We start from the raw sequence: 24,376 nt of genomic DNA, 5'->3' as shown, positions 1-24,376 counted from the left end.
GATGAAGGACAGCAAGATCATCGTCGCCATCAACAAGGACGAGGAAGCCCCGATCTTCCAGGTCGCCGATTACGGGCTGGTCGCAGACATCTTCGCCGCCGTGCCGGAGATGATCGAGAAGCTGTGATCACTGGCGGAAATTGACGGTGGGGGCAAGCAGCGCGGTCAGCCCTTCGGGCGGTTCGCCCGCGATGCGGCGCAAGAGAAGATGGCCCATCGCTTCGCCCGCCGCGCGGATATCTTCGTAGATCGTGTCGATCCGCGGGCGGTAGAGGCCGAAGGTTTCGCTTGTCTGCTTGGCGATCACATCCACATCCGTGCCGATCCGCACGCCACGGTCATGCAGGCCCGCAAGGACCGCCATCGCGGAAACCTCTCCCGGACAGATCAGCCCGTCGATTCCGTGCCGTTCCACAAGACCTGCGGCCCCCTCTTGCAGCAGGGCGGGTTTTGTCGCCAGCGTGAGCGCGCCGTCGATCCGACCTTCGGCCCCTGTCGCGGCGACTGCGGCGAAGAAGCCTTCGCGCATGTGGCGCGCATAGGTCCGGTCGGGCTGCGGCGGGATCAGCAGCAGCGACTTGCGCCCGCGTGCGACCAGACGGGTCACGGCAAGACGGGCGAAACTGTCGTTGTCGTAATCGCACCACGCATGGACCTGCGGCGAGTCGGTGCGCCCGTGGCTGACGAAGGGAAAGCCCGCATCGTTCAGGAAGGAGATGCGCGGATCGTCGGGGCGGGTTCCCGAAAAGACGATCCCGTCGGCTAGCCCGTGCCGCAGGATGTGCTGCACGGGAACCATCGGGTCGGCGTCGCCGTCATAGGGGGCCATCACGATGTGATAGGAGGTGCCCGAAAAAGCCTGTTGCAGCCCCGCGATCATCGAGCCGCGAAATCCGATGATCTCTTCATGCGGCGACAGCACCAATGCGATGACATTCGTCCGCCCCGTGCGAAGCCGCTGGGCCGCGCGGTCGGGGACATAGCCGAGCAGCTCCGCGATTCGGCTGACCTCGCGGCGGGTGGATTCGGCGATTTTCTCGTCACCCGAGAGCGCGCGCGAGACGGTGGTGACGGCAAAGCCGCTTGCCGCAGAGATGGTTCGGAGGGTCGGTTTGCCTGACATGGGGCGCTGACACGTTTGTATCGTTGCAACTTTGGCCATTGTGACACGCAAATGCGGCCATCTGGAAGGGAAAAGTTGATAAGTTAAGTAACTGGATATTGACTTATGCGGCATTTGCAACGTTACAATATCACCGTTCGGTCCGTTCCGACCATCAGGGAGAGAGAAATGAAAACTATGATGAAAGGCGTTGTGTCCGCGTTGGCCCTGTCGGTGTCGCTGGCAGGTTCGGCTTCGGCCGCCGATGTGGAAGTGCTGCATTGGTGGACCAGCGGCGGCGAGGCTGCGGCACTCAATGTGCTGAAGGACAATCTTGCCGGCGGTGGCACGGGCTGGGTGGACATGCCCGTGGCCGGTGGCGGCGGCGAGGCGGCGATGACCGCGCTGCGCGCCCGTGTCACGGCGGGCGACCCGCCGACCGCGGTGCAGATGCTGGGCTTCGACATTCAGGACTGGGCGGCCGAGGGGGCGCTTGCCGACCTGACCGCGACGGCGCAGGCCGAGGGCTGGGACAAGGTGGTGCCGGCGGCCTTGCAGAAGTTCTCGACCTATGACGGCAAATGGGTTGCGGCCCCCGTCAACGTCCATTCGACCAACTGGGTCTGGATCAACAAGGCCGCGCTGGATGCCACCGGACTGGCCGCGCCGACGACATGGGACGAACTGGTTGCGGTGCTGGACAAGATGAAGGCCAACGGGATCACCCCGCTCGCGCATGGGGGCCAGCCCTGGCAGGAGGCGACCGTCTTTGACGGTGTCGTGCTGTCGATGGGCGGTGATTTCTACCAGAAGGCCTTTATCGACCTCGATCCCGCGGCGCTGGGGGGCGAACAGATGGCCGAAGCCTTCAACCGCCTGATCAAGCTGCGCTCTTATGTCGATGACAACTTCTCGGGCCGCGACTGGAACCTTGCCTCGGCCATGGTGATCAACGGCGAGGCGGGGATGCAGATGATGGGCGACTGGGCCAAGGGCGAATTCCTGAAGGCGGGCAAGAAGCCCGGCGCGGATTTCGTCTGCATCCGCTTCCCCGGAACGCAGGGGTCGGTCACCTTCAACTCGGACCAGTTCGCGATGTTCAACCAGACCGACGCGGCCAAGCAGGAGGCGCAGGTCAACATGGCCAAGGCGATCATGGACCCCGCCTTCCAGTCGGCTTTCAACGTGGTGAAGGGGTCGGTTCCGGCGCGGACCGATGTACCGAACGATGCCTTTGACGATTGCGGCAAGAAGGGCATGGCCGATCTGGCCGAGGCCAATACGGCAGGCACGCTTTTCGGGTCGATGGCGCATGGCCATGCGGCACCGGCAGCGGTGAAGAACGCGACCTATGACGTGATCACGGCAGCCTTCAACGGCGAATATGCCGATGGCGCGGCGGCGGCGGCGGCCTTGGCCGAGGCCGTGGCTGCGGCGCAGTGACCTGACGAGCCGGGGGGCGGCGTCCGCGTCGCCCCCCGTTTTCCTTTGCAAGGAATGTGCGAAAGTTTGCCGGTAACTTTTGCTCCACGCCCCGAGGGGAGGCCCCGCGCCATGTCCGCGTCTACCGCGCCCGATTTCCGCACGAGGTTGCAGGACTGGCTTCCCAAGCTGGTGCTGGCCCCGTCCTTTGCGGTGACGATCCTGTTCGTCTACGGTTTCATCGGCTTTACGGTGGTCCTGTCCTTTACCGGATCGAAGATGCTGCCCAGTTTCAAATGGGTCGGCTGGGAGAATTACGCAAAGCTCTGGGCACTGCCCGCGTGGAACACGGCGATCGTGAACATCGCCATTTTCGCCTCGCTCTACATCGTGATCTGCACCCTTGTCGGCCTGATGCTGGCGATTTTCCTTGACCAGAAGATCCGGGGCGAGGGTGTGCTGCGGCCGATCTACCTTTATCCCATGGCGCTGTCGTTCATCGTCACCGGCACCGCGTGGAAATGGTTCCTCGACCCCGGGATCGGGCTGGAAAGGGTCATGCATCTGTGGGGGTGGGAGAGCTTTTCCTTTACCTGGATCAAGGATGGCGACATGGCGATCTATACCATCGTCATCGCCGCCGTCTGGCAGACCTCGGGGTTTGTCATGGCGATGTTTCTGGCCGGCTTGCGCGGCATCGACAACGAGATATTGAAGGCCGCGCAGATCGACGGGGCGTCGAACTGGCAGCTTTACCGGCGCATCGTCATTCCGTTGCTGCGGCCTGCGTTCCTGTCGGCCTTCGTGATCCTGAGCCACCTTGCCATCAAATCCTATGACCTTGTCGTGGCCCTTACGGGGGGCGGGCCGGGGCGGGCGACCGAGATGCCCGCGACCTTCATGTATTCCTACACCTTCACCCGCAACCAGATGGGGATCGGGGCATCGAGCGCGGTGATCATGCTGATGACCATTGCTGCGATCATGGTCCCCTATCTTTACGCCGAGTTGAAGGAGAAGAAGTGATGTCGGCTGTCACACAGGATACCGCCGTCAGCACGGGCCGCGCGATGCGGGTTCTGATCTACCTGCTGCTGGTGCTGTTTGCGCTGTTCTACCTGCTGCCGCTTTACGTGATGGGCATCAATTCGGTGAAGCCGCTGTCCGAGATCACGGGCGGCAACATGATGGCCCTGCCGCAGGTCTGGACGCTGGACCCGTGGCGCAGCGCCTGGTCGACCGCGCAGATCGGGGTCGAACCCACGGGGCTGAAGCCCTATTTCCTGAATTCGATCCTGATGGTGGTGCCTGCGGTCGCGATTTCGACCATCGTCGGCGCGCTGAATGGCTATGTGCTGACCAAGTGGCGTTTCCGCGGGGATAGCTGGGTCTTTGGCCTGATGCTGTTTTCCTGCTTCATCCCGTTCCAGATCGTGCTGATCCCGATGGCGGTGGTTCTGGGCAAGCTGGGGCTGGCGGGGTCGGTGCCGGGGCTGGTGCTGGTGCATGTGGTCTATGGCATCGGCTTTACCACGCTGTACTTCCGCAACTACTACGCGGCATTTCCGACCGAACTCGTGCGCGCGGCGCAGATCGACGGGGCGGGGTTCTTCCAGATCTTCTGGCGGATATTGCTGCCGGTTTCCGGCCCCATCGCCGTGGTCAGCGTGATCTGGCAGTTCACCAATATCTGGAACGACTTCCTGTTCGGCGCCTCGTTCGGCGGCACCTCGCAGCCGATGACGGTGGCCTTGAACAACCTCGTGCAGTCCTCGACCGGGGTGAAGGAATACAACGTCCACTTTGCGGGCGCGATCCTTGCCGCGCTGCCGACCCTCTTCGTTTACATCGTCGCAGGCCGCTACTTCGTGCGCGGTCTGATGGCGGGCTCAGTAAAGGGCTGATCTCATGGGCTTTCTCGACATCCGCAACGTCACCAAATCCTACGGGCAGGTCGAAGTCCTGCACCGCGTCGACATCGCGGTGGAAGAGGGCGAGTTCCTTGTCCTTGTCGGTCCGTCCGGCTGCGGCAAGTCCACGCTTTTGAACATGATCGCGGGGCTCGAGGGGATCACGGGGGGCGAGATCGCCATCAAGGGGCGTGTGGTGAACGGGGTGCATCCGAGCAAGCGCAACATCGCGATGGTGTTCCAGTCTTACGCGCTTTATCCCAACATGACCGTGGGCCAGAACATGACCTTCGGGCTTGAGATGCATGGTGTGCCGAAGCCTGCGCGGGACCGTGCATTGGCCGATGTGGCGAAGCTTTTGCAGATCGACCACCTTCTGGACCGCAAGCCGGGGCAGCTTTCGGGCGGGCAGCGGCAGCGGGTGGCGATGGGGCGCGCGCTGGTGCGGAACCCCGATGTGTTCCTGTTCGACGAGCCGCTTTCAAACCTCGACGCCAAGCTGCGTGTCGACATGAGGACCGAGATCAAGAAGCTGCACCAGAAGCTTAAGACCACGATCGTCTATGTCACGCACGACCAGATCGAGGCGATGACGCTGTCAACCCGGATCGCGGTGATGAACAGGGGCCATGTGCAGCAACTCGGCACGCCGAAAGAGATTTACGACACGCCCGCCAACCTGTTTGTCGCCACCTTCATGGGCAGCCCCGCGATGAACATCATCCCCGCCCGCGTGGTGATGCAGGACGGCGTGCCGCATGCCAGCGTGACCGATGCCGAAGGCACGCCGCGGATGCTGCGCTTCTCGCAAGCGGCGATGGCGGCGTGGGAGGGCAAGGATATCCTTTTGGGCATCAGGCCCGAGGCAATCACCGATCCGGAAGGGGCGGATCGCAAGTCGGGCAACATCCAGAGCCTGCCGAACCGCGTCACGGTCACGGAACCGGCGGGGGCGGATACGTTTGTCACCATGACGCTGGGCGGGCGGGATGCGATTGCGCGGATGCGGGCGGATGCCCCGGTTGCGGCGGGTGAGCGCTATGAATTCGCGGTGAATATGGAAAAGGCGGTCGCCTTCGATCCTGCTACGGAATTGAGGATCGGGGGCTGAGGCGTCTGAAAGCCGCCCGCAGGGCAGGCGGCGGCGATGGCGGCGGAGGTCAGAGGACCTCGGACAAGGGGCGGGCGCGCCAGATGCCGTTCTGGACCATGCGCTGCATCGCGTCTGGCCCGAGGTGGATGTCGCTGGCGCCCGAAAGCCAATGGTTGATCCCCTCAAGCATGCGGCCGCGTTCCTGTGCCATGCGCGAGAGGATGAAGGCGCGGACTTCGCCCGCGTCGGGCGTGTCGTGGCCGAGGGAGGCGACCGCTTCGGCAACGTCCTGCGCGGTTGGTGCTGCGACTTTCAGATGGGGGCCTGCGAGAAATTCCAGCCGGCCGCCCCGGGCCGGAGTTGTCACCACCGGCAAGCCGCAAAGCATGTATTCGATGCTGGCGCGCATCGGCCCTTCCTCGGCGGAGAGGCAAAGGCCGACCGATGCCCGACCGAGCTGGGCGCAATAGGCGGACCCGTCGAGAAGCCTGTAGCTGCCATCGGCGGCGTCATGATTGGCAAAGATGGCGTCGGGCAAGGTTTGTCGCATCGAGATCGCCTCGGCCGGGCCCGGCTCCCAGTAAAGCAGGAGAAGCCGCGGGATGAGCCGGGCGAGGGGGTGACGCTTGAAGGCGTAAAAGCCTGCCACATAGGCGGCATCGACGCGATCCTGCCCTTGGGGGGGCGGTGTCGGGCGGAAGCGGTCGCCATCGGCAAGGCACAGGATATTGGCCTGCAAGGTCATGATGCCGTGATGATGCAGCATCGTCGCCTCGTCCGCTGTATTGGCAAGCACCAGAAATCGCGCCTGTGGCAAGACAAGGGACATGGCCGCAAGCTCGTCGCGCAGGCGTTCGCATTGGCCGGAATCCTCGTGCGACCAGGCGAGGGTCAGGATGTGAAAGGACGGCCCGTCGCGAAACCGGTCGGGACACAGGCCCGACAGGCCGAGGCCCAGCCCGACCGAGGGCATCCGCTTGGACAAGGTCACCGGCGGATCATTGTGCAGGATGCAGGCGGGGAGACGGAGGTTCATCATGGCGCGGCGCTCCGGTCGCTGCGGTTTTGGGCGCGCGGCGCGGCGGCGCATAGGGCAAGGACGTGGCCGCTGACATGGCGCAGGTGGCCTTGCACCGCAGCCGTGGGCAGTGCGGTGGTACGTGCGTCAGATTGCGGCGCGGAGACGATTTGGACGGTAAACGTGGTCCCGTCAGGCCCGAGCGTTGCGAAGAGGTCTAGGAAGGCATGGGTCAGCCCGGTCGTGTCGCGCAGCAGCTTGATCGCGGCTTCCTTTGCGGCCAGCCGCGCGGCGGCGTCGATAGGGCCGCGCGTCTGCGCGATTTCGGCAGGATGCAGGAAAAGCGGCCAGAGGTCCGGTTCGGGCCGGTCGGCGGGCGCGACGAGATCGAGGCCGAGGCCGCCGTTGTGGTGGCTGCGAGCGATGACCGCGAGGGCGTGGGTGTCGGCATGGGTGATGGCGCCGACAAGGCCGCAGGGCCAGAGCGGGCCGCGGTCGGGGGCGCGGGGCACGTGTTCGGCCGCCAGCCCGATGGAGCGCATCGCGCGGCGCAGGGCAAGGCGACCGGCGGCAAATTCCCTTTGGCGGGTCGGGGCTGCGGGCCCGATATCCTCCTGCACCACGTAAAGGGGGGCAGCTTCGGCAAGCCGCGCGTGGCCAAAGCCCGCGTCGCGGGGCAGGATATCGCGCAAGGCCTGCAAGAGGGCGCCGGACGTCAGCTCCATTGCGCGGCCCTGCCTTTCCAAAGGTTGACGAGGTCGGTCGATGCCGGATCACCCGGAAACATGGTGCGGGCCAAGGCGATCAGCGCCCCGGCGGTGGCGTCGTCGCCCTTGACCAGCAGGGACCGCAGGGCTGCCGAGAAATACGACGGCACCGAGCCGTCGCTGGCGAGGGTGGACAGCAGGGCGTCGTGCCAGCCGTCGGGTTGCCTTTCGGAGGCGCGTCTTGCGGCCATGAGGCGGATCAGCGCGGTTTCGACCGGATCGAAGCTGGCGAGCGCGGGATGCGCCAGAATATCGGCGGCGACCGCGTGTTGCTGGCGGTTCAGGGCGCGCTGGGCGCGCTGGAACAGCAGACCTGCCGACGGCTGCGGCAGCCGCGCGAGGCAGGTCGCGTCAAGCCTGTCGGCAAGGGGGCCGCATTTCAGCCGGTCAAGCGCCTCGACCAGCGAAAGGACGAGGGCGGGAAGCAGGGTCGTCGTGCCGGCGAGCAGGGCGTGGGCCGTCGCTTTCAACGCGGCGAGATCGCCCAGCTGTTCCCAGAGGCGCAACCGCTGCAACACCACGGCCGGAAAGGCCTGACGGTCGGGCGACAGCAGCGCCAGCGCTTCGAGCGCCTGCGCGTAACGTCCCGTATGCACCAGACGCGCGGAAGTGCGCAGATGTCCGACATCATCGGCAGACCAGGGATCGAGGATCGCCCTTGCAGGTTCAACGCCGCCTTCGATCAGGCGTTTCAGCAATCCTGCAAGGAGGGGGGCGTTGGTTTTCTGCGTGATGGACAGGTGATGGGCGTCGGCGGGATAGATCGACATTCCGCCATGAGCGAGGCAGGCCCAATCATCCGAGGGCGGCAGCCTTTCCCACGGGAAACCGCGGGTGGCGAGGATGAAATCCAGATGGGTCCGGACCGGTTGCAGGACATGATCCTTGCGCAACTCGGTAAGGCGGAGGGAAAGATGCTCGCCGTTCGGATCGGCAGAGCTTTGCGGGTTCGGAAAGAAATTGGTGCCCGGATCGACGACGATCACCCGTGCCGGTGGCAGGCCCATCGCTTCGAGTTCGGTGGTGACAGAGACGGTGAGAAGCCCGCCCAGCGAGAAACCCGCAAGGATCGGCGCTGCGGCGATGTTGCGGCTTTTGTGCCAGCCCGCGATTTCGGTTGCGTGGAACCGTGCGATATCCTGCATGGTTTCGGGAAGCGGTGCCTCGGGCATTTGCAGGCCGAGCACCGGACGCCCGCAATCGGTCAGCTCGGGCAGGGCGGCGTTGACCCAGACGGGTTGGCCGAGAATGCCCGGAAGGCAGAAGAGCGGGGCCATATCCTCGGGTCCGGCGACGAGGAGGGAGATGTTCTCGGATCCGGTTTGGCGCTTGCGGTCCGCGCTGTTCTTCATGCGGCGGAAGGCCTGTTCCAGCATGCGCAGCGTCGGCGTGCGCAGGAAGTCGGCAACCGAGACGGTCAGGCCGAGTTCGCGGCGCAGGCGTGACAGAAGGCGCATGGCCAGCACCGAATGCCCGCCTTGCGCGAAGAAATCGACATCGGCGCGCGGGGCATCGGTCTGAAGCACATCGCTCCAGATCGAGACCAGCCATTTGTCGAAGCCGTCGAGCGTGCCGGAACCGGATTGGGCGGTCTTGGCGACGAGGGTGTCCAGCGCCTTGCGGTCGATCTTGCCACTGGCGTTCAGCGGCAGGCCTTGGGCCAGATAGAGGTAGCGGTGCGGCAGCATGAAGCGCGGCAAGTCCTGCGCGAGCAGGCCGCGCAGCGAAGTTTCGACGGCTTCCGCATCATCGGGGGCGGCGATGCAGTCATAGACCGCCCAGATCGCGCTGACCGCGCCGCCCGGTCCGTTGCGCGCGGTGACGACCGCCGCCCGGCCGATTTCCGGATGGCGCAAGATGCTCGCCTCGATTTCGCCGGGTTCGATGCGGAACCCGTTGAATTTGATCTGCGCGTCGATCCTGCCGTGGTACTCGATCGCGGTGCCGGTTGCGTCCCACCTGACCTTGTCACCCGTGCGATAGAGGCGCAGGCCGGGGCCTGCGGGCAAGCCCAGCGAAACGGGGTCAAAGATGCGGAACCGCGCGGCGGTCAGGTCGGCATCGCCGTCATAGCCCAAGGCGAGGCCCGGCCCGCCAAGCCATAGCTCGCCCATGAAGCCATCGGGAACGGGCTTGCCATCGGCGTCCAGCACCAGCACCACGTTTCCGGGCAGCGCTGTGCCGATGGGCACGGCAGAGAGGTCGTCCGGCATGTCGGGGCCAAGCCGGTATGCCGTGGAGAGGGCGCCGTTTTCGGTTGGTCCGTAGACATTTCGCAGCGTCAGTTCGGGAAAGCGTTTGGCAAGGCGGAGGGCATGGGATGCCGACATGACTTCGCCGCCGACGGAAAGCTCGCGCAATGCGGAAAAGGCCTCGATGTCCTCATCGACGACCAGATTGAAGACGGAGGTTGTCAGAAAGGCATGGGTGACATCGCCCGACCGCAGGAGCCGCGCGAATTCATCCACCGTTGCGGGCGTGCTGTCGGGGCAGATCAAGGCGGCGCCGTTCAGGAAGGCGGACCATATCTCGATGAAAAAGGCGTCAAAACCGGGCGAGGCGAGTTGCCCGACGCGGTCGCCCTGCAGGAGCGGATGCAGGAAGCACCCGAGCGCGAGGCGGACAAGGGCCTTGCGCGGGACGACCACGCCTTTGGGTATGCCGGTCGATCCCGAGGTGTAGATCACATAGGCCGGATCGTCGGGCTGCGATGCGAGAGCGGGCGTGGCCGGTGCCCCGCTTTGGTGGGCAAGGTCGGCGGCCGGTCCGGCGGTGACGATCTGGCAAGCAAGGCCGGCGCGGTCTGCGATCTGGCGCAGGCGGGACTGGTCGTCCGAATGGGTGCAAAGCGCATAGCGGCAGGTGGCGCGCTGAAGGATCTGCCCGATCCTGTCATCGGGGTAGGATGTGTCGACGGGAACGATCACCAGACCCGCCATCAACGCGGCGAGGTGCAGAAGCGGCAGCATGTGCCCCCGGCGCAGGTAAAGCGCGACACGGTCCCCCTTGTGCAGGCCGAGGCGCGTCTGCATCCAGTCTGCCAAGCCGCGCGCCCTGCGGTCGAGTGTGGCATAGTCGATTTCGCAGCCGGGGTCGGCCAGCGCGAGGGCGGCCGCGTTCTGCCGCGCACTGCGCGCGAAGGCGGTTGCGAGGTCAAGCTCGGCCCCGACGGGTGGGGCGGAAATGGCGCGGCCTGCGTGGAGCGCGGCCGTTTCCGGCCGCAGGGGCAGGCGGAAACCGGCGGTCAAGTCGGGATCGGCGATCAGGCCGTCGAGGATGGCCACATAGGCCGTCATCAGGGCCGTCAGGTCGGCGGGGGTGAACAGCCGTTCGCGACCCCGCATCACGATCATCAGGCGGTCATCGACCTCGCGCAGGCTGGTGGCAAGCTCGACCAGAACGCTTTCGGCGGGGGCGTCAAGTTCGGTCACGGTCATGCCCGGCAGAACGGGCATCGCTCTGGGTGCCAGATAGCGCACGATGGTTGCCGAATAGCCCGCAAGGGCGCAGGCGCTTTCGCCGCGGCGCAGGGAGGAAAGTTCCTGCCCGAAGGCTGCGCCCAAGCGGCCGATCGGGACGGTCGGGTCGATGCCGGTTTCGACGCCGACATAGGAGACCCATGCACCGACTTCCTCTTGGGCGGCGGGGTTGCCGCGCAGGGAATAGGCAACGCCGACCGCGACGCGGTCCACGCCGCAATAGCGCGCCAGAAGCACCTTGTAGGCGGCGGTGCAAAGGCAGAACAGGGTGGTTCCGTGGCGGCGTGCGACTTGGCGCAGGGCCTCGGCGCGGTCACGATCAAGCGCGCGGCGGCAGGGGATGTTGATGGCCGCACGGGCCGGATCGCCCGCCGATTTCAGGGCGCGCCCCGGCCAGGGCAGGGGGGTGTATCGCAATTGCGCGGCGCGGCGGGCATCTTCCAGCCGGAGCGGCGCCTCGGACGCAGGGGGGGCGTGCGGATCGTCCGGCGTGTCGGGGCCGGACCCTGCCGCCGCATAGAAACGCCCGAAGTCGCGCAGCATCACGGTCAGGGACAGATCGTCGAGGCTGATGTGATGACCGCAGAAGCCGATGACATATTCGGTGGCCGAGAGGCACAGCACCTGAACCGCGAGCGCCGGAGCGCGCCGCAGGTCGATGCGGTAGGCGGCGATGGATGTGAGCCGCCGCGTGACCCAGTCTTGCGGCTGCTTCTCCCACGAGGGCAGGATTTCCACCCGCACCGGAATTTTGTCGGGCGGGGCCGAGATGGCGCGGGGGGTGCCGTCGGAATCGTCTATCATCAGGCACAGGGCCGGATGGCGCTTACCGAGACGGCGCAGGGCGTCGAAGAATGCCGGCGTATCAAGGCGGCCTTGCGCCCGAAAAGCGACCAGCACCATTGCGGGGCTTCCCTTGGGGTCGGCCTGATCGGCGATCCAGATGTCGCGTTGGTCGTGAGTGAGGACAGTCGCCACCCTTTGGCGGTCCTAGCCGTTCAGCGTGCGGTCACGCTCGGCCACGTAGTCGCGGATTTCCGCGAGGTTCGTAACACGCCCGGCGCTGTCCTGACGGCGTGTCGGGGCAGAGAAGCTTTCCGGAATATCGGCGTAGCGGTTCACGAAGCGCAGGATCTCGCGGTAGTGGTAGCGCCAGTTCGGCGAGATCAGGTCTTCGTAGCCGACTTCGAGCGAACGCACCCCCAAGGCATCCATCACGACGCGGGCATTGTCGCGCGCGTTGCGCAACTGGATGGCGGCGGTCATCACGTCGCGGGGCGACAGGCGGACGGGGCGACGGGTCTGGTCGGCATCGGTCGACTTGACGAGATAGGCCCCCTCGTCTTCGGCCACCAGAAGGGAGATCGCCTGCGCGACAAGGTCGCGGCGGGTGAGGTGGATGAACGGGATCTGAAGCTTGTGAAGCTCTTCCAGAACGACCGGCACCGCCACGGGAACCCGCATCGAGGCATTCACGCCGAAGGCGTAGGCCTGCGAATACTTGATGTCGAGAATGATGCTGCGGCGCGGCGGCATCGTCTTGTAGAACCGCGCGAGGAAATGGTGAACCGCGCCGTGACCTTCGGTCATGATGAGCGGTTTGGGGCCGCCTTCGGCAAGATAGGTCTTGATCGTGTAGGCGTCGGCGCCATCGACATTGTGGTTGAAGGGTTCGACGGGGGTCGACATGGACGCAAGCTGCCCGAGGGACAGTTTGAGCATGTGCGAGCCGGACCTGAAGCTGGAGATCAACGCGATGCTGCGCTGGAAATCCCGGTAATCGAGCCGCGGCGGCGCCGACGAGACGAGGGTCTCGTCGGCGGGCTGCATCAGAAGTGACTTGCCGTCCATCGCGCCTACCGCCGCGATCAGAACACGGAGCGCAGCTGCACCTCGAGGTAATCCACATCCTTGTCGGGATTGCCCGTGATCTTTTGCGTCGCGTTGGCGGCGGTCGCCTTGATCTCGAACTGGTCGCCGATGCCGTAGATGGCCGAGAGGCCGACCGCCGTGCGCGAGTAGTCGCCGTCGGCTACGTAGTTGGCCGTGGGTCCGATGCGCACATTCGGGCCGATGTCTGCAAGGAAGCTGACCGAGCCGTAGTTCGAGCCGACCGAGTCGTGTTCGGCAAGAAGTTGCAGCGTGCCGAAGTTCTCGGGGCTGTATTCGAGATCGATCGAGGCGAAGGGGCCGGTCTCGTCGGTGTCATCGGGCGAGTTCAGCGTGAAGGGGCGCACCTCGACGGTGCGGTGGCTGACACCGCCGGTAAAGGTCAGCGTGGTGTCGGCATCGAGCGGCAGGCCATAGGCGAGCAGAAGCCGGTAGGTCTTGCCCGTGCCGGTGCCGGCGACGTTGTTGTAATTCGTGTCATAGGTCGTGCGTGCGAGATCGAAGCGCAGGCGAAGCCCGGTCTGGGCGTTGCGCGCCGTTCCCTCGACCGTTGCAGTCTGGCCGAAACCGAGGTTGCTGCGCAGGCTGAGCATGTAGAAATTCGATCCGTTCTCGTCACCGTTGCCGATGGCGATGACTTCGAAGTTCTGCGCATGCGCCGCGCAGGGAAGGGCGACTGCAACCGCCAGAGCCGCAAGTGTGCCACGTATCATGTTGGTCCCCGTCAGGTCAGATGATGAAAAGGCGCGCCGAGCCGGTGGTGGCGCAGGTCTCGAAGCCGACGCCCATGCCGGTGTCGCCGGTGTAGCTTTGTGCGGTCTGATCGGCGGCGGAGCTGTCGATGCCGCTGAGGCGGCAGAAGGCTTCGTCCACCTGATCGACGTCACCGCCACCCAGAATGAAGGCGGTGTAGGCTTCGGCCGTGTTCTCGTTCGATGCCTCTTCGAAGGTCGGGGCCGAGAAGCCTGCCGTCGGAACCGAAACAACGCCAAGGCCCGCAAGCAGGCCCTTCATCAGCATTCCTATACGTCTGCCCGTCTTTGGTTTGGAACTTTTGTCCATTGCCCTGTCCTCTACTACAACGTGTTGGCATCGCTCGACGGTTGCAGAGCGAATGTCTCCCAGAAAACCGAACTCTTAAGCATATGATTATTAAGAAGTGTTAACGTGGAGGAGTATCGTACACTTTCGGTTGAAGTCAATTCGTGTAATTTCTCTTTCTGGCCGACCGAAGCCTCGAGGACACGGTAGAAGCGCGCGCCCTGAAAATGCTCTTGCCGGTCGACCGCCTCGCGGACCCGATCGCGGAAAGCGCCGATGAATTTGTAGTGCAGCAGGGCCACGGTCACATCTGCCATGCGCAGATGGGTGTGCTGGTGGTTGTTCGCGATGAAGGCCGTGTCGTCCGACATCTTGACGAGAGGTGACTTTGTCATGAGCAGGCTTCGCCCCGTCAGACGCGCCCGGACGCCGCCCTTTACGAAGTGGTAGGGGGGCAACTCGTTGCGCATCCAGACATAATCCGTGTCGATGAACTGGCTGGATTCAAAGGGATTTGCATCGGGGTCGGTGGCAAGCACATCGGGGTAGATATCGACCATCAGCCCGCCCGTGGCCTGAAAACCGCGCGAGTCGAGGTAGCGGGTCAGATCGTGCAGGCTGCGGCCGCCCTCCATTCCGGGGAAGACGAGGGCTTCGTCCATGTCGAGATGCAGGCACCAATGGCCGGTGCCGAAGCGCCGCATCAGGTGGTTGATCCAGAATACCCCGCAAGCCGAGGCCGCAAAGCTGCCGGCGTTGCGGAACAGGCAGACATCGGGCTGTGCCTGCAAATACTCGAATGTTCCATCGGTCGAGCCATTGTCGCAAAAGTAAAAACGACCGATGCCGAGTTTGCGGTAATAGTCGAGGAACCATTCGACGTATTCGATGCCATTGAAAACGGTGATGAAGGCGAGAATATCGTTCGGTTCCGGATTATCCCTTAAAACGATTTCATCGGGATAGGAGGACCGCGCGTTCAGCGCGATATGCGCGGTTTCGACGAGATAGCGGTTCCATCCTGCCCGCGCTTCGGCGTCGCGCCCCTCGCGCGACATGAAATACATCTCGAAAGGCGCAAGCACCGCTGTTGCCGCCATGCCGCGCGGCAGGGTCCGGAAGAAGGCGCAGGCCTCGTCGTCGCGGTCGAGGGCGATGAGCAGGCGCAGATGCAGCGCGATCAGCCCGCTGTCGTCCATTCCGCCGGGGATCAGGCGATCGACCTCGGCCTTGGCGCGCGCCAGTCCGGCGGCATCGGGGTAGAAGTAGTAATTGAACAGCGCGTAAAGCACCCTTGGACCGGCGAAGCTGACGCCGTCATCCTCGATCATCCTCAGGAAGCCGTCGACATCGGCCGTCTGCGGGTTCTGGCAGGCCTCGCCGAACTGCATGATCATCCATGTCCAGCTCGACCGTTCGCGGATTTCCTGCAAGAGACGGGCCTTCAACGGCGCGTCACCCTGATCGATGGCATGGTTGCACAGGACGTCGACCACCTCGGGCACCGAGGGATATTTCGTGTCGATCTCTTCGAAGATGCGGCCGAGTTCGATGACGCGGTCGCAATGCTGCGCGGCGTGGACGGCTTGCGGATAGAGCGACACCGCGAGGGGCGTTTCTTTCAGCCACTCGGCGGCAAGGTCCACGGCTTCGTTGTAGCGCCCGCGTTCGTTCAGCAGGGCCAGTTTCAGCGCGCGGTAGCCTTCGGAGGACGGGGGCAGATGGGCCGATGCGGATTCGAGCAGGCGCAGCGCGTCGGCGGGGCCGTCACGGCAAAGCGCAAGCCGCACCTGCAAGGCCGCAAGGGCAGGGTTCGGGCCTGTCGCCGCGATCACCCCGTCGAGGGTCTTTTCCGCGCCGTCGATATCGCCCCATGAAAGCAGGGCCGACACAAGCCGGATGCGCAGTTGCATCGCGTCGCCGCCGGCATCGACACAGTCCTGAATGGCGCGTTGCGCGCGGTCATGGTCGCGCAGGCCAAGAGCGATCTGGCAGTCCAGCGCGGCGCGCGCGGCCCGCGCCGATGCGTCCTCGATCTCGTCGGGTAGGGCTGCGTCGGCGGCGGTGAAATCGGTGGCCCAGACGAGGCAGCGCGCCAGTTCGAGGCGATGGGAGGGCAGCCCTGTCACATCGGCCAACCGTTGGCTGGTGCGCACCACCCAGCGCAGATCGCCAAGGTCACGCGCTTTCTGGCAAGCGTTTTCCAGCACGACCGCCGAGTGTTCGCGCTGGATCAGGCGATCCACATCGACGCCCCGCATCATCAGCTTGCCGAAGGAATCGGGCGATGCGACCGCATCGGAAAGCGACTCGACCGACCTTATCCGCGGTGGCGGGAGTTCACGTCCCATCCTGACAAAGCTCCATTACCCTGTAAGGGCTGCTGCCTGTGGCGTTCATGACGCGCTTGTAGAGTTCGGGCAGGAAGCCGTCCTGACGGGGCGGCTCGGACAGGCCGAGGCCGATCAGCCGCCATGTTTCGGTGTAGACATGCAAGTTGTGCGCGCTTTTCAGCACGTCGAGTTTCCGCGTCCGCTCGAACGGTTCGAGAAGCCGTCCGGTTTCCATCCAGCCAACCGGATTGAGGAAATGGGGCGGCAGGATCCGGTAGCCTTGCAGACCGTCCTGACCGATCAGTTCGGCCAGAAGTTCCGGACCGATCCGCGCGAAATGCACCGCGTCGGCGTCCACCAGTTCCTGAGCGATCCGCAAGGCGGTGCGCTGGAGCGGGTCGTTCGCAGGTGCGGCCATCATGGCGCCGTTGGGGCCGATCAGGCCGGCATCTGTCCATTCCGATCCGATGATCCGCTGTCCGGCCGCGTCGAAGGCGCGCAGGTTTACCACGTCGGTATCGGTCCAGAGGCCGCCCAGTTTCGACAGGAGCGCGTATCGGAACAGATCGGAGAAGGCCCCGAGCGACCCTTTGTGCGCCCCGCTGCCATCGCCTTCGCGGAAGATCGTGGAGCGCGGCAGGATCGATGCGGCGTCGCACAGTTCCACGCCCTCGGGCACGCCTTCCGGAGTGTCGTAGACGAAGAGCTTGTAGCGCCAGCCGTTGAGCAGGTAGCTTTTCATCGACAGCTGTTCGATCCAGCGAAGGCGCGGCCCGACCCACAGCGATTGTGCCAGCGGCTTGCCCGACGAGGGATGGAGGGCGGGCGAGGGGAGTTTCTCGACCGCGGTGCCGCCATCCTGAAGGATGCGGTGTGTCATGCCGATCAGCGATGCCCTGCCGCGCAGGAACCACAGGGTTTGCGGGCCCAATCTGACGTGGTCGATGGCCGCAATCGCGTTTTCATGCGCGCCGGACTGGGCCAGTGCCATGGCCCGCAGGCACACCACCGCGTTGCGCTGTTCCGGATGGTCCAGGAGACCCTCGGTCAGTTCCAGAACGCGGCTCCAGTCTTCGTTCGACACCGCCAGCCGCGCCTGCATGAACTGGCGCTCGTCGGTTTCGGCGGGGTCGGCAAGCGCATCGTGCAGGCGCACGGCATGGTCGATCAGCGCCCGTGTCTGCGAGGCACCGAGCAGATAGCTTGCCAGTCGCTGGCGTTGGACCGGATCGGTAAGCCCGTGGGCCGAGGCGAAGGCCTGTTCGACATCGGACTGGCGCAGGATGGCGATATAGACCTTGAACAGTTGCTCAAGGTCGCTGCGCCCCGTGTCGCGGAGCAGGGCTTCGGCGCGGGTCTCGACCGTATCCTTGCCGCTTTCGGACCAGCGGCGCGCCAGACTTTGGAATTGCCAGAAATCGGGAACGAAGCCTTGGGCCGATTGCATCAGATGGTGGAACACCGCGTCCAGAAGGCCGATGTCGCCGCTCGTGAAAATGCGCGAGATCGCTTCGTATTGCAGGCCGAAGTCGACCAGCGGCAGGTGGTCCCACAGGGCCATTGCCATGCTGTTGGCAAGGTCTGCCGCGCCGAGAACGGGTTCGGCGGCGTTGGCGGCACGGTAAAGGGGCCAGACCTCGTCGCGGCTTGCCATCGCCCTTTCCAGGGTGCGAAACCAGCTTTCGGCCTGATCAAGCCTGTCGGTCACCCCTTGGAAACGCGTGTTCCAGACGCGCAGCCAGAAGGTCAGCACAAGGCGGCGTTCGGTCAGGGTCAGCCCGTCGGGAACCAGCGTCAGCAGCCGTTGCTCGACGGTTGCAAAGTCGCGTTTGTCCAGGGCGGATGCGATTTCGACGAGGGGCGAGGCGGAAACGGGATCTTCCGCTTTCGCTCTGAACCGCCGCATGAACTGCGACAGGAATTCGCCGAAGTGAATGCGTTTCACGGGGACTGCTCGGCCGCCTTTTGGTGAGTGGTCTGCGCCTGCTTTTGCGCAAGAGAGTACTTGGAACCATCACAGTCGGCGCGGAGGGAGGCCGTTCTCGGCGAGAAACCCTTCCTCGAAGCCAAGATAGTCGGACCACACCATATTTTGTGTCGCTGCTATCTTGGGTATAGACAATATGTTCTTTAGGGCAGTGTCAAGCTGCGACTGCCAGACCAGGATCGAGTGGTCCTCAACCTCGTTATGGTTGGATTTTTCATATTTTTCAGCCGAGTACCGGTCCTTGTCGAGGTCGCTGCGGGCAAGGGACGTGCCGCCGCTGCCGCGCAGGTTCTTGAGGGCGAAACTGGCGCGGGATCGCAGGAAATAGTGGTTCAGCTGGACGAGGTCGTAGCTTGCGTCGCTGTGGTCGCAGGTAACCGCCTGCCCCTGTTCGCGCCAGCGTTCATAGGCGGGTTTTGCCGGATCGACGGGGTCAAGGCGGGGCGACAGGAACGGGGCGCCTTGGGTCCAGTATTCGGGCCGCATCTTCGGGACGTGGATGCCGAGGAATTCGACGTCGGGGCCGTAGCGCACGAGGGTCTTGACGACACGGTTGTTGGGGTTGGCCGCAGGGGCCGCGCGGCTGTAGATCGGGTCGATGGACCGGCCGGTGTAATGGATGTGGCCCGAATCCCCGAACAGACGCCACGGCAGAAGGACGCCTTTGGCCCCATTCGCGCGGGAAAGCAGATCGTCGAGACGGTGGTTGCCGAACTTGACGTTCACAAATTCGTCGGGGTCACAGAACAGCACCCAGTCGCCGTCCTTGACCCGCCCCGACCGCCGGAACAGCCATGCGGCATGGCCCTGCGGCGAGGCCCCTTGCGGGTCGCAGATGTGGTGTTCGATCAGGCCTTCGGCGGCCAAGACGGCGCAAAGCTCGTCGGTGCGGTCGGTGCAGTTGTTGGAATAGACGACGATCGTGTCGAAGCCGATCAGGCGATGGAAGGCGACCCATTCGAGCAGATAGGGGGCCTCGTTGCGGACCACGGTGAACAGGATCTTTTCGGCCACATCTCCACCTATGTTCCGGTCCCTGCGGCGCGAGGCCGCCCGCCGGTCGCGGACATGTCCGGACCGGCTGCATGGACGAGACGTCGTTCGTGCCACGCTACGCGCAGAGGCGGCATGACACAACGTCAGGCTGCGCTGCGCTTGGGCGCCTGTTGTCGCAGAGGGGCTGGCCCGGACCGGTGCGGTCCGGACCGATCAGGTATGTGGCGGGGGGCAAAGCCCGAGCGAGATCACCAGACGGTGAAGCCCGCGTCCACGTTGACGATGGCGCCGGTCATCAGGCTGGACGCGGGCGAGGCGAGGAAGAGGACGGCGCTTGCGACCTCTTCGGGTTGGCCCATGCGGCCCATCGGGGTGTCGTTCAGCCAGATCGGGATGCGGTCGCGGTTGGCCTCGATCTTGGTGACCATCGGGGTTTCGATATAGGTGGGGGCGACGGCGTTGACCCGCACGCCGCCCGCCGCCCATTCGCCCGCGAGCGAGCGGGTGAGGTGATGCACGGCGGCCTTCGAGACGTTGTAGGCGGTTTGCGGCTGGGGGCGGTTGGCGATGTTGCCGGACATCGAGCCGAGATTGACGATTGCGCCTCGTTTTGCGGCGAGCATGTGCCGCCCGAAGGCGCGGGCGCACCAGAAGGTGCCGTTCAGGTTCACGTCGATCATGCGCAGCCAGTCGGCATCGGTCACGTCCTGCGCGTCGATGCCGTTCTGGCCGATGCCTGCGTTGTTCACAAGGATCGTGGCCGCGCGGCCCTGCGCTGCGAGATCGTCGGCGATGGCGGTCATGCGGGCGGAATCGGCCACATCGCCAAGCACGACGTCGATGCGGTGGCCCTTGTCGCGCAGGGCGATGGCACTGGCGGCGTCGGCCTCAACCCGTTCGATGACGACGACCGCCGCGCCGGCCTGCGCCAGCGCTTCGACGCAGCACAGACCGATGGACCGCCCGCCGCCCGTGACCACGGCGGTTTCGCCATCGAGGCGGAAGAGTTTGAGGTAATCCATCGGTCCGGTTCCTTTTCAGATGTCGAAGTTGCTGGGCAGGATCACCATGTCGCGGATGGTGACGTTGCGCGGGCGCGAGAGCATGAACATGATGCCGTCGGCGACCTCTTTCGGTTCGATCAGGCTGCCGGATTCCTTGGCCTTGCGCAGGTTCTCTTCGGGCCAGTCGGCCAGCAGGGCGCTGATGACGGGGCCGGGCGAGACCGAGCCGACGCGGATGCCCTTTTTGTTGAGCTGGCGCCGCATGGTCTGCACGAAGCAGGTCATCGCCCATTTCGAGGCGGAATAGACCGGCTCCCACGGGATGGCGGAATGGCCCGCGACAGAGGAGGTCACGATGATGTCGCCGGTGCCGCGTTCGATCATGTGGGGCATGACGGTGTAGACGTTCTTCATCACGGCGTTGACGTTGAGGTTCAGCATCCGGTCGATGGTTTCGGGGGTGGTTTCCGACAGGTCGCCGCCGATGTAGGTGCCCGCGTTGGCGTGGAAGATGTCGAGTTGTCCGGCTTTCGACAGGATGCCGTCGAGCAGGGTGTTGCAGCTTGCCGGATCGAGCAGGTCGATCACCAGCGGGATGGCATTGGCGCCGAGGCGGGCGCAGACCGCGTCGAGCGCCTTGCTGTCGCGGTCGACCAGCACGACCCGCGCACCGGCGGCGATCAGCGCCTCGGTCGTTGCAAGGCCGATGCCGGAAGCGGCGCCGGTGATGGCGGCCACCTTGCCGTCGAATGCGTGAGCCATTGTTCGATCTCCTGTCTGGGGTGTCGCGGTGCGACGCTAGGGGGTGACGGGTCAGGCCTGCGGGTGGCAGGCGGCATGATAGGCAGAGAGGCTTGTCCCCACGCGCCAGACCAGAAGGGCGGTCGGGTCGAGTGGCCTGCCCGCAAAGGCAGCGGCGGCGGCGGGCATGTGCTGCCAGAAAAGCGGCAGGGGAACGGTGATGCCGGAAAGTGCTGCAAGCAGGCGGTCGACGGCCTGCCGGGCGGTGGGGTGCGGCCAGTAGTAGCGGATGCGGTCCGAAAGCGAGAAGTGGCGCAACAGGTGCTGCGTGGCGCTGTCTTCGCCATAATGGCGCTGCCAGTTGGCAGGATCGGCCAGCATGACGGCCTCCATCGCCTGCATCAGCGGGCGGTCGCCGTAGTCGGGGATCAGGTCTGACGCGATGAGGTCGAGGGCATAGAGCGCCTCGCGCAGGACGAAGGTGAGTTCGGGTCCGACCTTTAGGATGGGAAAGCCGTCTTGCACGAGGGCGGCGAGGGGGGGCGTGCCCTGATAATCGGTGGAATGGGCCTCGAACACGAATTGCGGTTCCTCGTCGAGCAGGGCCGACAGGGCTGCGGTCTTGCTGCGGTCGTAGAAGATGACGTTGTGGTTGCCGAATTCGACGCCGGGTTGCACGACAAGGCCGATGGCGCGCGAGAAGGCGTCTTGCAGGCCAGCGGCGGCAAAGGTGGCGCGGTGGATGGCGATGGTGGTGCGCGCGGCATCTGCCGAGGTGGGGGCGATGCTGTCGAGCGCGTGGTCGGCACCGCCGGGGGGCGGAACCTCGGTGCCGATGATGTAGAGGGGCAGGGGGCCGCCCGAGGCCCGCGCGGCGGTTTCAGCCACGGCGGCAAGGCGGGCGGCACGGCTGGCGGTGGTGGCATCGTCAAGCGCGGGCGGCTCTCCCTTGCAGCCCATCGAGGCATCGAGATGCAGTTTGCGGAAGCCCGCCTCAACATAGGCGGCGATCATGGCTTCGGCCTGCCGCATCGCCTCGGCTGCGGGCAGGTCGCGCCACGGATTGGGGCCGAGGTGGTCACCGCCCAGCAGCACGAGGTCGGGGGGGCAGTTTTCCTGTGCGGCGAGGTCGCGGACGAGGGCGGCGAAATCGGCCGGAGTCATGCCGGTGTAGCCGCCCTGATGGTTGACCTGATTGCAGGTGGCTTCGATCAGCACGGGGGTGGCGTGGTCGCGGCCGAAGCGCAGGGCGGCGCGCAGAACGACCGGATGGGCCGAACAGACCGAGGTGATGCCGCGCGGGGTGCCATTGCGGCGCAGCGTGGCGAGGCTGGAGAGCGGGGTCATTTCCGAGCCGTCGCTGCGATGAAGGCATCGAGTTCGGCGCGGGTGCCTGCGCCCTCCATCGGGCCGAGGAAGGTGACGTTGCGTGCGCCTGCGGCATTGGCATAGGCGAGGGATTGCGCCACCGGCATGCCGAGGCGGCGGCAGGCGACATAGGCCCCGCCGAAGCAGTCGCCCGCGCCCGTCGGGTCGGTTTCCTGCACCGCAAAGGCGGGGCAATCGCTGCGCTGGCCGTCTGCGGTAAAGACGCTGGCCCCATCGGCCCCGCGTTTGAGCGCGATTTCCTTGACCCCGCGCGAAAAGAGGCGGTGCAGGGCGGCGGCCTCGCCTGTGACGCCCGCGGCGGCTTCAAGCTCGGCGCCCGAGGGAAGAAGCAGGTCGGCCTGAGCGACGAGCCGGTCGAAAAGGACGCGGGTCTCGGGTTCGGTCCTGAGTTCCTTGCGCAGGTTCGGGTCGACCGACAAGGAGCCGCCGCGCGCCTTTATGCGGGAGACGGCGGTTTCGATCACGGCGCGGGCGCTGGGCATCGTAAGCGCCGTGCCCATGACATGGATATGCCCCGCGCGGGCGATGGTGGCTTCGACGCCGGGGGTCAGGCCGAAGCGGGCGGCGGCGGATTTGGCGATGTTGAAGACGAAATCGCGCGAGCCGTCGGCGCGGTAGCGGACAAAGGCGCTGCCGGTGGGGAAATCGGGGTCGACCGAGATGGCCGTGATATCGACCCCGTCGCGGGCAAGGCGGGCGGTGTTGACGCGGCCGAAGTCGTCGTCGCCCACAGCGCCGATCATTGCCGCCGCACCGCCGATGCGGCCGCACTGGTCGATGAAGATCGCAGGCGCGCCGCTGGGAAAGGGACCGATGAGGGGCTGTGCCTCGGCAAAGCCGGTGCCGGTGGTGGTGGCGACGATCTCGACGAGGATTTCGCCGACGCAGATCGTCGGGCCAAGGGCATCGGGGGCGAGGGGGGAGGTCATGCTTCGGGGTCTTTCAAGGATCAGGCGGTATCGCGTTCGTCTTCGGATGTGTCGTCGAGGGCGAGGCTGTCGTTGGAGAGGGACAGGAAGCGTTGGTGCATCAGGCAGGCGGCGCCGAAGGCCGAGCCGAAATGCGGGTCGTCATCGACGAGAATGTCGGGGACGGGGAACATCGCGTTGCGTTCGCTGCCCATATGGGCGGCAAGGCGCGCGGCAACCATCGGGTAGAGCGCCGCGACCGAGCCGCCCAGAACGATGCGTTCGGGGTCGATCACCCGGCAGGCCTGCATCAGCGCATAGGCAAGGTTGCGCGACCAGTCCTCGGCCACGTTGACGGCGGCGGGAACGCGGTCGTTCACGTCGGTCAGGAAGGTGTCGAGGTCGGCATCGCTGCGGCCCGTGGCACTGCGGTATTGCGACAGGACGGCTTCGCGCCCGATGAGCTGTTCGAGTTTCTTGCCGTTGCTGCCCGGAACGAGGGTATGGCCGATTTCGCCCGCAAGGCCGTGGCCGCCGCGAAACAGCTTGCCGTCGATCACGATGCCGCCGCCGACGCCGGTTTCGAGGACGAGAAACAGCGTCACGCCGCTGCTTTTATGCTTGTAGCCGTCACCGATGGCGAAGGCGTTGGCGTCGTTCTCGACCGTGACGGGCACGTTGAGCGGTAGGAGGCTGCGGGCAATCTCGCCCAAAGGAATGTTCTGCCAGCCGATCAGCGGGGCGATGGCGACGATGCCTTCGCCGTAGATATGGGCCGGAACCGAAAGGCCGATGCCCTGACACTGGCCGAGACCCGACGGGCCGAGCGCGCCGAGGCCAAGGTCGGCCGCGGCCTGAACGGCGCTTTCGATGGGGGTTCCGGGGGCGGTGAAGGGGCGCGAGGCGCGGGCGCGGACCTTGCCCGTCAGGTCGATGACCACGGCTGCGATATGTTCGACACCGATTTCGATGCCGAGGAACAGGGCGGCGTCGGGGATCAGTTCGAGCAGGATGCCGGGGCGGCCCGCGCGGGCCTGATCGGGGCGTTTGGCGGCGTCATCCTCGACCTCGCGCACGAGGCCGCTTTCGGTGAGTTCGGCGACGATATGGCCCGAGGACGAGCGGTTGAGCCCCAGTTTGCGCGCAAGTTCGGCGCGGCTGAGTCTGCCGAAGCCGAACAGCGATTGTAGCGCCGCCACGACATTTGCCTGCCGGATGCGCCGCGGAGAGCTTCCGAAGGCCAGGATCTCGGTCAATTCCACACTCCGTCCTTGGGGCCTGCGCCTTGGCCCGGGG

19 protein-coding genes and 1 pseudogene are annotated in these 24,376 nt (G+C 65.3%); 5 read left to right on the top strand and 15 right to left on the bottom strand.

Annotated features, from left to right (window positions below; translation table 11 throughout):
• Positions 1–127, top strand: a pseudogene (locus tag H7F16_RS10560) (electron transfer flavoprotein subunit alpha/FixB family protein); the annotation flags it as partial.
• Here the strand turns inward: H7F16_RS10560 and H7F16_RS10555 are convergent.
• Positions 128–1,123 carry a LacI family transcriptional regulator gene (locus tag H7F16_RS10555; protein ID WP_185797509.1) on the bottom strand — a complete coding sequence of 332 codons (996 nt, stop codon included), beginning with the start codon at positions 1,121–1,123 and terminating at the stop codon, positions 128–130.
• Positions 1,124–1,291: 168 nt separating this feature from the next.
• Here H7F16_RS10555 and H7F16_RS10550 point away from each other — a divergent pair, with 168 nt between their 5' ends.
• The 4 genes from H7F16_RS10550 to H7F16_RS10535 all read left to right on the top strand — a co-directional run bounded on the left by H7F16_RS10550 (position 1,292) and on the right by H7F16_RS10535 (position 5,545).
• Positions 1,292–2,545: an ABC transporter substrate-binding protein gene (locus H7F16_RS10550; protein ID WP_206682592.1), complete on the top strand. Its 1,254-nt coding sequence runs from the start codon at positions 1,292–1,294 to the stop codon at positions 2,543–2,545.
• A gap of 111 nt (positions 2,546–2,656) precedes the next feature.
• Entirely contained in the window at positions 2,657–3,550 is an 894-nt protein-coding gene (locus H7F16_RS10545; RefSeq protein WP_185797508.1) for a carbohydrate ABC transporter permease, read from the top strand.
• On the top strand, positions 3,550–4,428 hold the full coding sequence (locus tag H7F16_RS10540; protein WP_185797507.1) for a carbohydrate ABC transporter permease: 879 nt from the start codon (positions 3,550–3,552) through the stop codon (positions 4,426–4,428). The genes H7F16_RS10545 and H7F16_RS10540 overlap by 1 nt, the downstream gene beginning before the upstream one ends.
• Before the next feature lie 4 nt (positions 4,429–4,432).
• Positions 4,433–5,545, top strand: a complete 1,113-nt coding sequence (locus H7F16_RS10535) for an ABC transporter ATP-binding protein (RefSeq protein ID WP_185797506.1) — start codon at positions 4,433–4,435, stop codon at positions 5,543–5,545.
• 49 nt (positions 5,546–5,594) lie between these two features.
• Here the strand turns inward: H7F16_RS10535 and H7F16_RS10530 are convergent, their stop codons facing one another.
• The 14 genes from H7F16_RS10530 to H7F16_RS10465 form a co-directional block, all read right to left on the bottom strand.
• The gene (locus H7F16_RS10530) at positions 5,595–6,566 is read right to left on the bottom strand and encodes a glycosyltransferase family 4 protein (protein WP_185797505.1); all 972 of its coding nucleotides are present in this window, start codon (positions 6,564–6,566) and stop codon (positions 5,595–5,597) included.
• Positions 6,563–7,270: a hypothetical protein gene (locus tag H7F16_RS10525; RefSeq protein ID WP_185797504.1), complete on the bottom strand. Its 708-nt coding sequence runs from the start codon at positions 7,268–7,270 to the stop codon at positions 6,563–6,565. The genes H7F16_RS10530 and H7F16_RS10525 overlap by 4 nt, the downstream gene beginning before the upstream one ends.
• Positions 7,261–11,769, bottom strand: coding sequence for a non-ribosomal peptide synthetase (locus H7F16_RS20000; RefSeq protein WP_185797503.1), 4,509 nt, complete (start codon positions 11,767–11,769; stop codon positions 7,261–7,263). The genes H7F16_RS10525 and H7F16_RS20000 overlap by 10 nt, the downstream gene beginning before the upstream one ends.
• Positions 11,770–11,781: 12 nt before the next feature.
• Entirely contained in the window at positions 11,782–12,642 is an 861-nt protein-coding gene (locus H7F16_RS10515; RefSeq protein WP_185797502.1) for a sulfotransferase family protein, read from the bottom strand.
• A gap of 17 nt (positions 12,643–12,659) precedes the next feature.
• Positions 12,660–13,394, bottom strand: a complete 735-nt coding sequence (locus H7F16_RS10510; protein WP_185797501.1) for a hypothetical protein — start codon at positions 13,392–13,394, stop codon at positions 12,660–12,662.
• A 16-nt stretch (positions 13,395–13,410) separates the two neighbouring features.
• The gene (locus H7F16_RS10505) at positions 13,411–13,695 is read right to left on the bottom strand and encodes a hypothetical protein (protein WP_185797500.1); all 285 of its coding nucleotides are present in this window, start codon (positions 13,693–13,695) and stop codon (positions 13,411–13,413) included.
• A gap of 62 nt (positions 13,696–13,757) precedes the next feature.
• The gene (locus H7F16_RS10500; protein WP_185797499.1) at positions 13,758–16,073 is read right to left on the bottom strand and encodes a glycosyltransferase family 2 protein; all 2,316 of its coding nucleotides are present in this window, start codon (positions 16,071–16,073) and stop codon (positions 13,758–13,760) included.
• The gene (locus H7F16_RS19995; protein ID WP_185797498.1) at positions 16,063–18,000 is read right to left on the bottom strand and encodes a glycosyltransferase; all 1,938 of its coding nucleotides are present in this window, start codon (positions 17,998–18,000) and stop codon (positions 16,063–16,065) included. Before H7F16_RS19995 ends, H7F16_RS10500 begins: the two co-directional genes overlap by 11 nt.
• A gap of 69 nt (positions 18,001–18,069) precedes the next feature.
• Positions 18,070–19,056 (bottom strand): glycosyltransferase family 2 protein, encoded by a 987-nt coding sequence (locus H7F16_RS10490; RefSeq protein WP_185797497.1) that lies wholly within the window; start codon positions 19,054–19,056, stop codon positions 18,070–18,072.
• 230 nt (positions 19,057–19,286) lie between these two features.
• Complete coding sequence (locus tag H7F16_RS10485) at positions 19,287–20,060, bottom strand: SDR family NAD(P)-dependent oxidoreductase (RefSeq protein ID WP_185797496.1); 774 nt, start codon at positions 20,058–20,060, stop codon at positions 19,287–19,289.
• 15 nt (positions 20,061–20,075) lie between these two features.
• Positions 20,076–20,804, bottom strand: a complete 729-nt coding sequence (locus H7F16_RS10480; RefSeq protein WP_185797495.1) for an SDR family oxidoreductase — start codon at positions 20,802–20,804, stop codon at positions 20,076–20,078.
• A 51-nt stretch (positions 20,805–20,855) separates the two neighbouring features.
• A complete protein-coding gene (locus tag H7F16_RS10475; RefSeq protein ID WP_185797494.1) occupies positions 20,856–22,130 on the bottom strand; it encodes a D-tagatose-bisphosphate aldolase, class II, non-catalytic subunit in 1,275 nt (424 codons plus the stop codon).
• On the bottom strand, positions 22,127–23,101 hold the full coding sequence (locus tag H7F16_RS10470; protein ID WP_185797493.1) for a tagatose kinase: 975 nt from the start codon (positions 23,099–23,101) through the stop codon (positions 22,127–22,129). The genes H7F16_RS10475 and H7F16_RS10470 overlap by 4 nt, the downstream gene beginning before the upstream one ends.
• A gap of 20 nt (positions 23,102–23,121) precedes the next feature.
• A complete protein-coding gene (locus H7F16_RS10465; RefSeq protein ID WP_185797492.1) occupies positions 23,122–24,336 on the bottom strand; it encodes an ROK family transcriptional regulator in 1,215 nt (404 codons plus the stop codon).
• Positions 24,337–24,376: the final 40 nt, after the last annotated feature.

It is taken from the genome of Paragemmobacter straminiformis, from assembly GCF_014243445.1.
In the GTDB taxonomy this organism is placed as follows: Bacteria; Pseudomonadota; Alphaproteobacteria; order Rhodobacterales; family Rhodobacteraceae; genus Paragemmobacter; species Paragemmobacter straminiformis.
The sequence above is the reverse complement of the archived record's forward strand: the minus strand, read 5'-3'. Positions and strand labels throughout refer to the sequence as shown.

What these genes read in the sequence shown, in the direction of transcription:
- H7F16_RS10555 (WP_185797509.1), bottom strand. Translation starts at nt 1,123, where the DNA reads ATGTCAGGCAAACCGACCCTCCGAACCATCTCTGCGGCAAGCGGCTTT.
- H7F16_RS10550 (WP_206682592.1), top strand. Translation starts at nt 1,292, where the DNA reads ATGAAAACTATGATGAAAGGCGTTGTGTCCGCGTTGGCCCTGTCGGTG.
- H7F16_RS10545 (WP_185797508.1), top strand. Translation starts at nt 2,657, where the DNA reads ATGTCCGCGTCTACCGCGCCCGATTTCCGCACGAGGTTGCAGGACTGG.
- H7F16_RS10540 (WP_185797507.1), top strand. Translation starts at nt 3,550, where the DNA reads ATGTCGGCTGTCACACAGGATACCGCCGTCAGCACGGGCCGCGCGATG.
- H7F16_RS10535 (WP_185797506.1), top strand. Translation starts at nt 4,433, where the DNA reads ATGGGCTTTCTCGACATCCGCAACGTCACCAAATCCTACGGGCAGGTC.
- H7F16_RS10530 (WP_185797505.1), bottom strand. Translation starts at nt 6,566, where the DNA reads ATGATGAACCTCCGTCTCCCCGCCTGCATCCTGCACAATGATCCGCCG.
- H7F16_RS10525 (WP_185797504.1), bottom strand. Translation starts at nt 7,270, where the DNA reads ATGGAGCTGACGTCCGGCGCCCTCTTGCAGGCCTTGCGCGATATCCTG.
- H7F16_RS10515 (WP_185797502.1), bottom strand. Translation starts at nt 12,642, where the DNA reads ATGGACGGCAAGTCACTTCTGATGCAGCCCGCCGACGAGACCCTCGTC.
- H7F16_RS10510 (WP_185797501.1), bottom strand. Translation starts at nt 13,394, where the DNA reads ATGATACGTGGCACACTTGCGGCTCTGGCGGTTGCAGTCGCCCTTCCC.
- H7F16_RS10505 (WP_185797500.1), bottom strand. Translation starts at nt 13,695, where the DNA reads ATGAAGGGCCTGCTTGCGGGCCTTGGCGTTGTTTCGGTTCCGACGGCA.
- H7F16_RS10500 (WP_185797499.1), bottom strand. Translation starts at nt 16,073, where the DNA reads ATGGGACGTGAACTCCCGCCACCGCGGATAAGGTCGGTCGAGTCGCTT.
- H7F16_RS10485 (WP_185797496.1), bottom strand. Translation starts at nt 20,060, where the DNA reads ATGGATTACCTCAAACTCTTCCGCCTCGATGGCGAAACCGCCGTGGTC.
- H7F16_RS10480 (WP_185797495.1), bottom strand. Translation starts at nt 20,804, where the DNA reads ATGGCTCACGCATTCGACGGCAAGGTGGCCGCCATCACCGGCGCCGCT.
- H7F16_RS10475 (WP_185797494.1), bottom strand. Translation starts at nt 22,130, where the DNA reads ATGACCCCGCTCTCCAGCCTCGCCACGCTGCGCCGCAATGGCACCCCG.
- H7F16_RS10470 (WP_185797493.1), bottom strand. Translation starts at nt 23,101, where the DNA reads ATGACCTCCCCCCTCGCCCCCGATGCCCTTGGCCCGACGATCTGCGTC.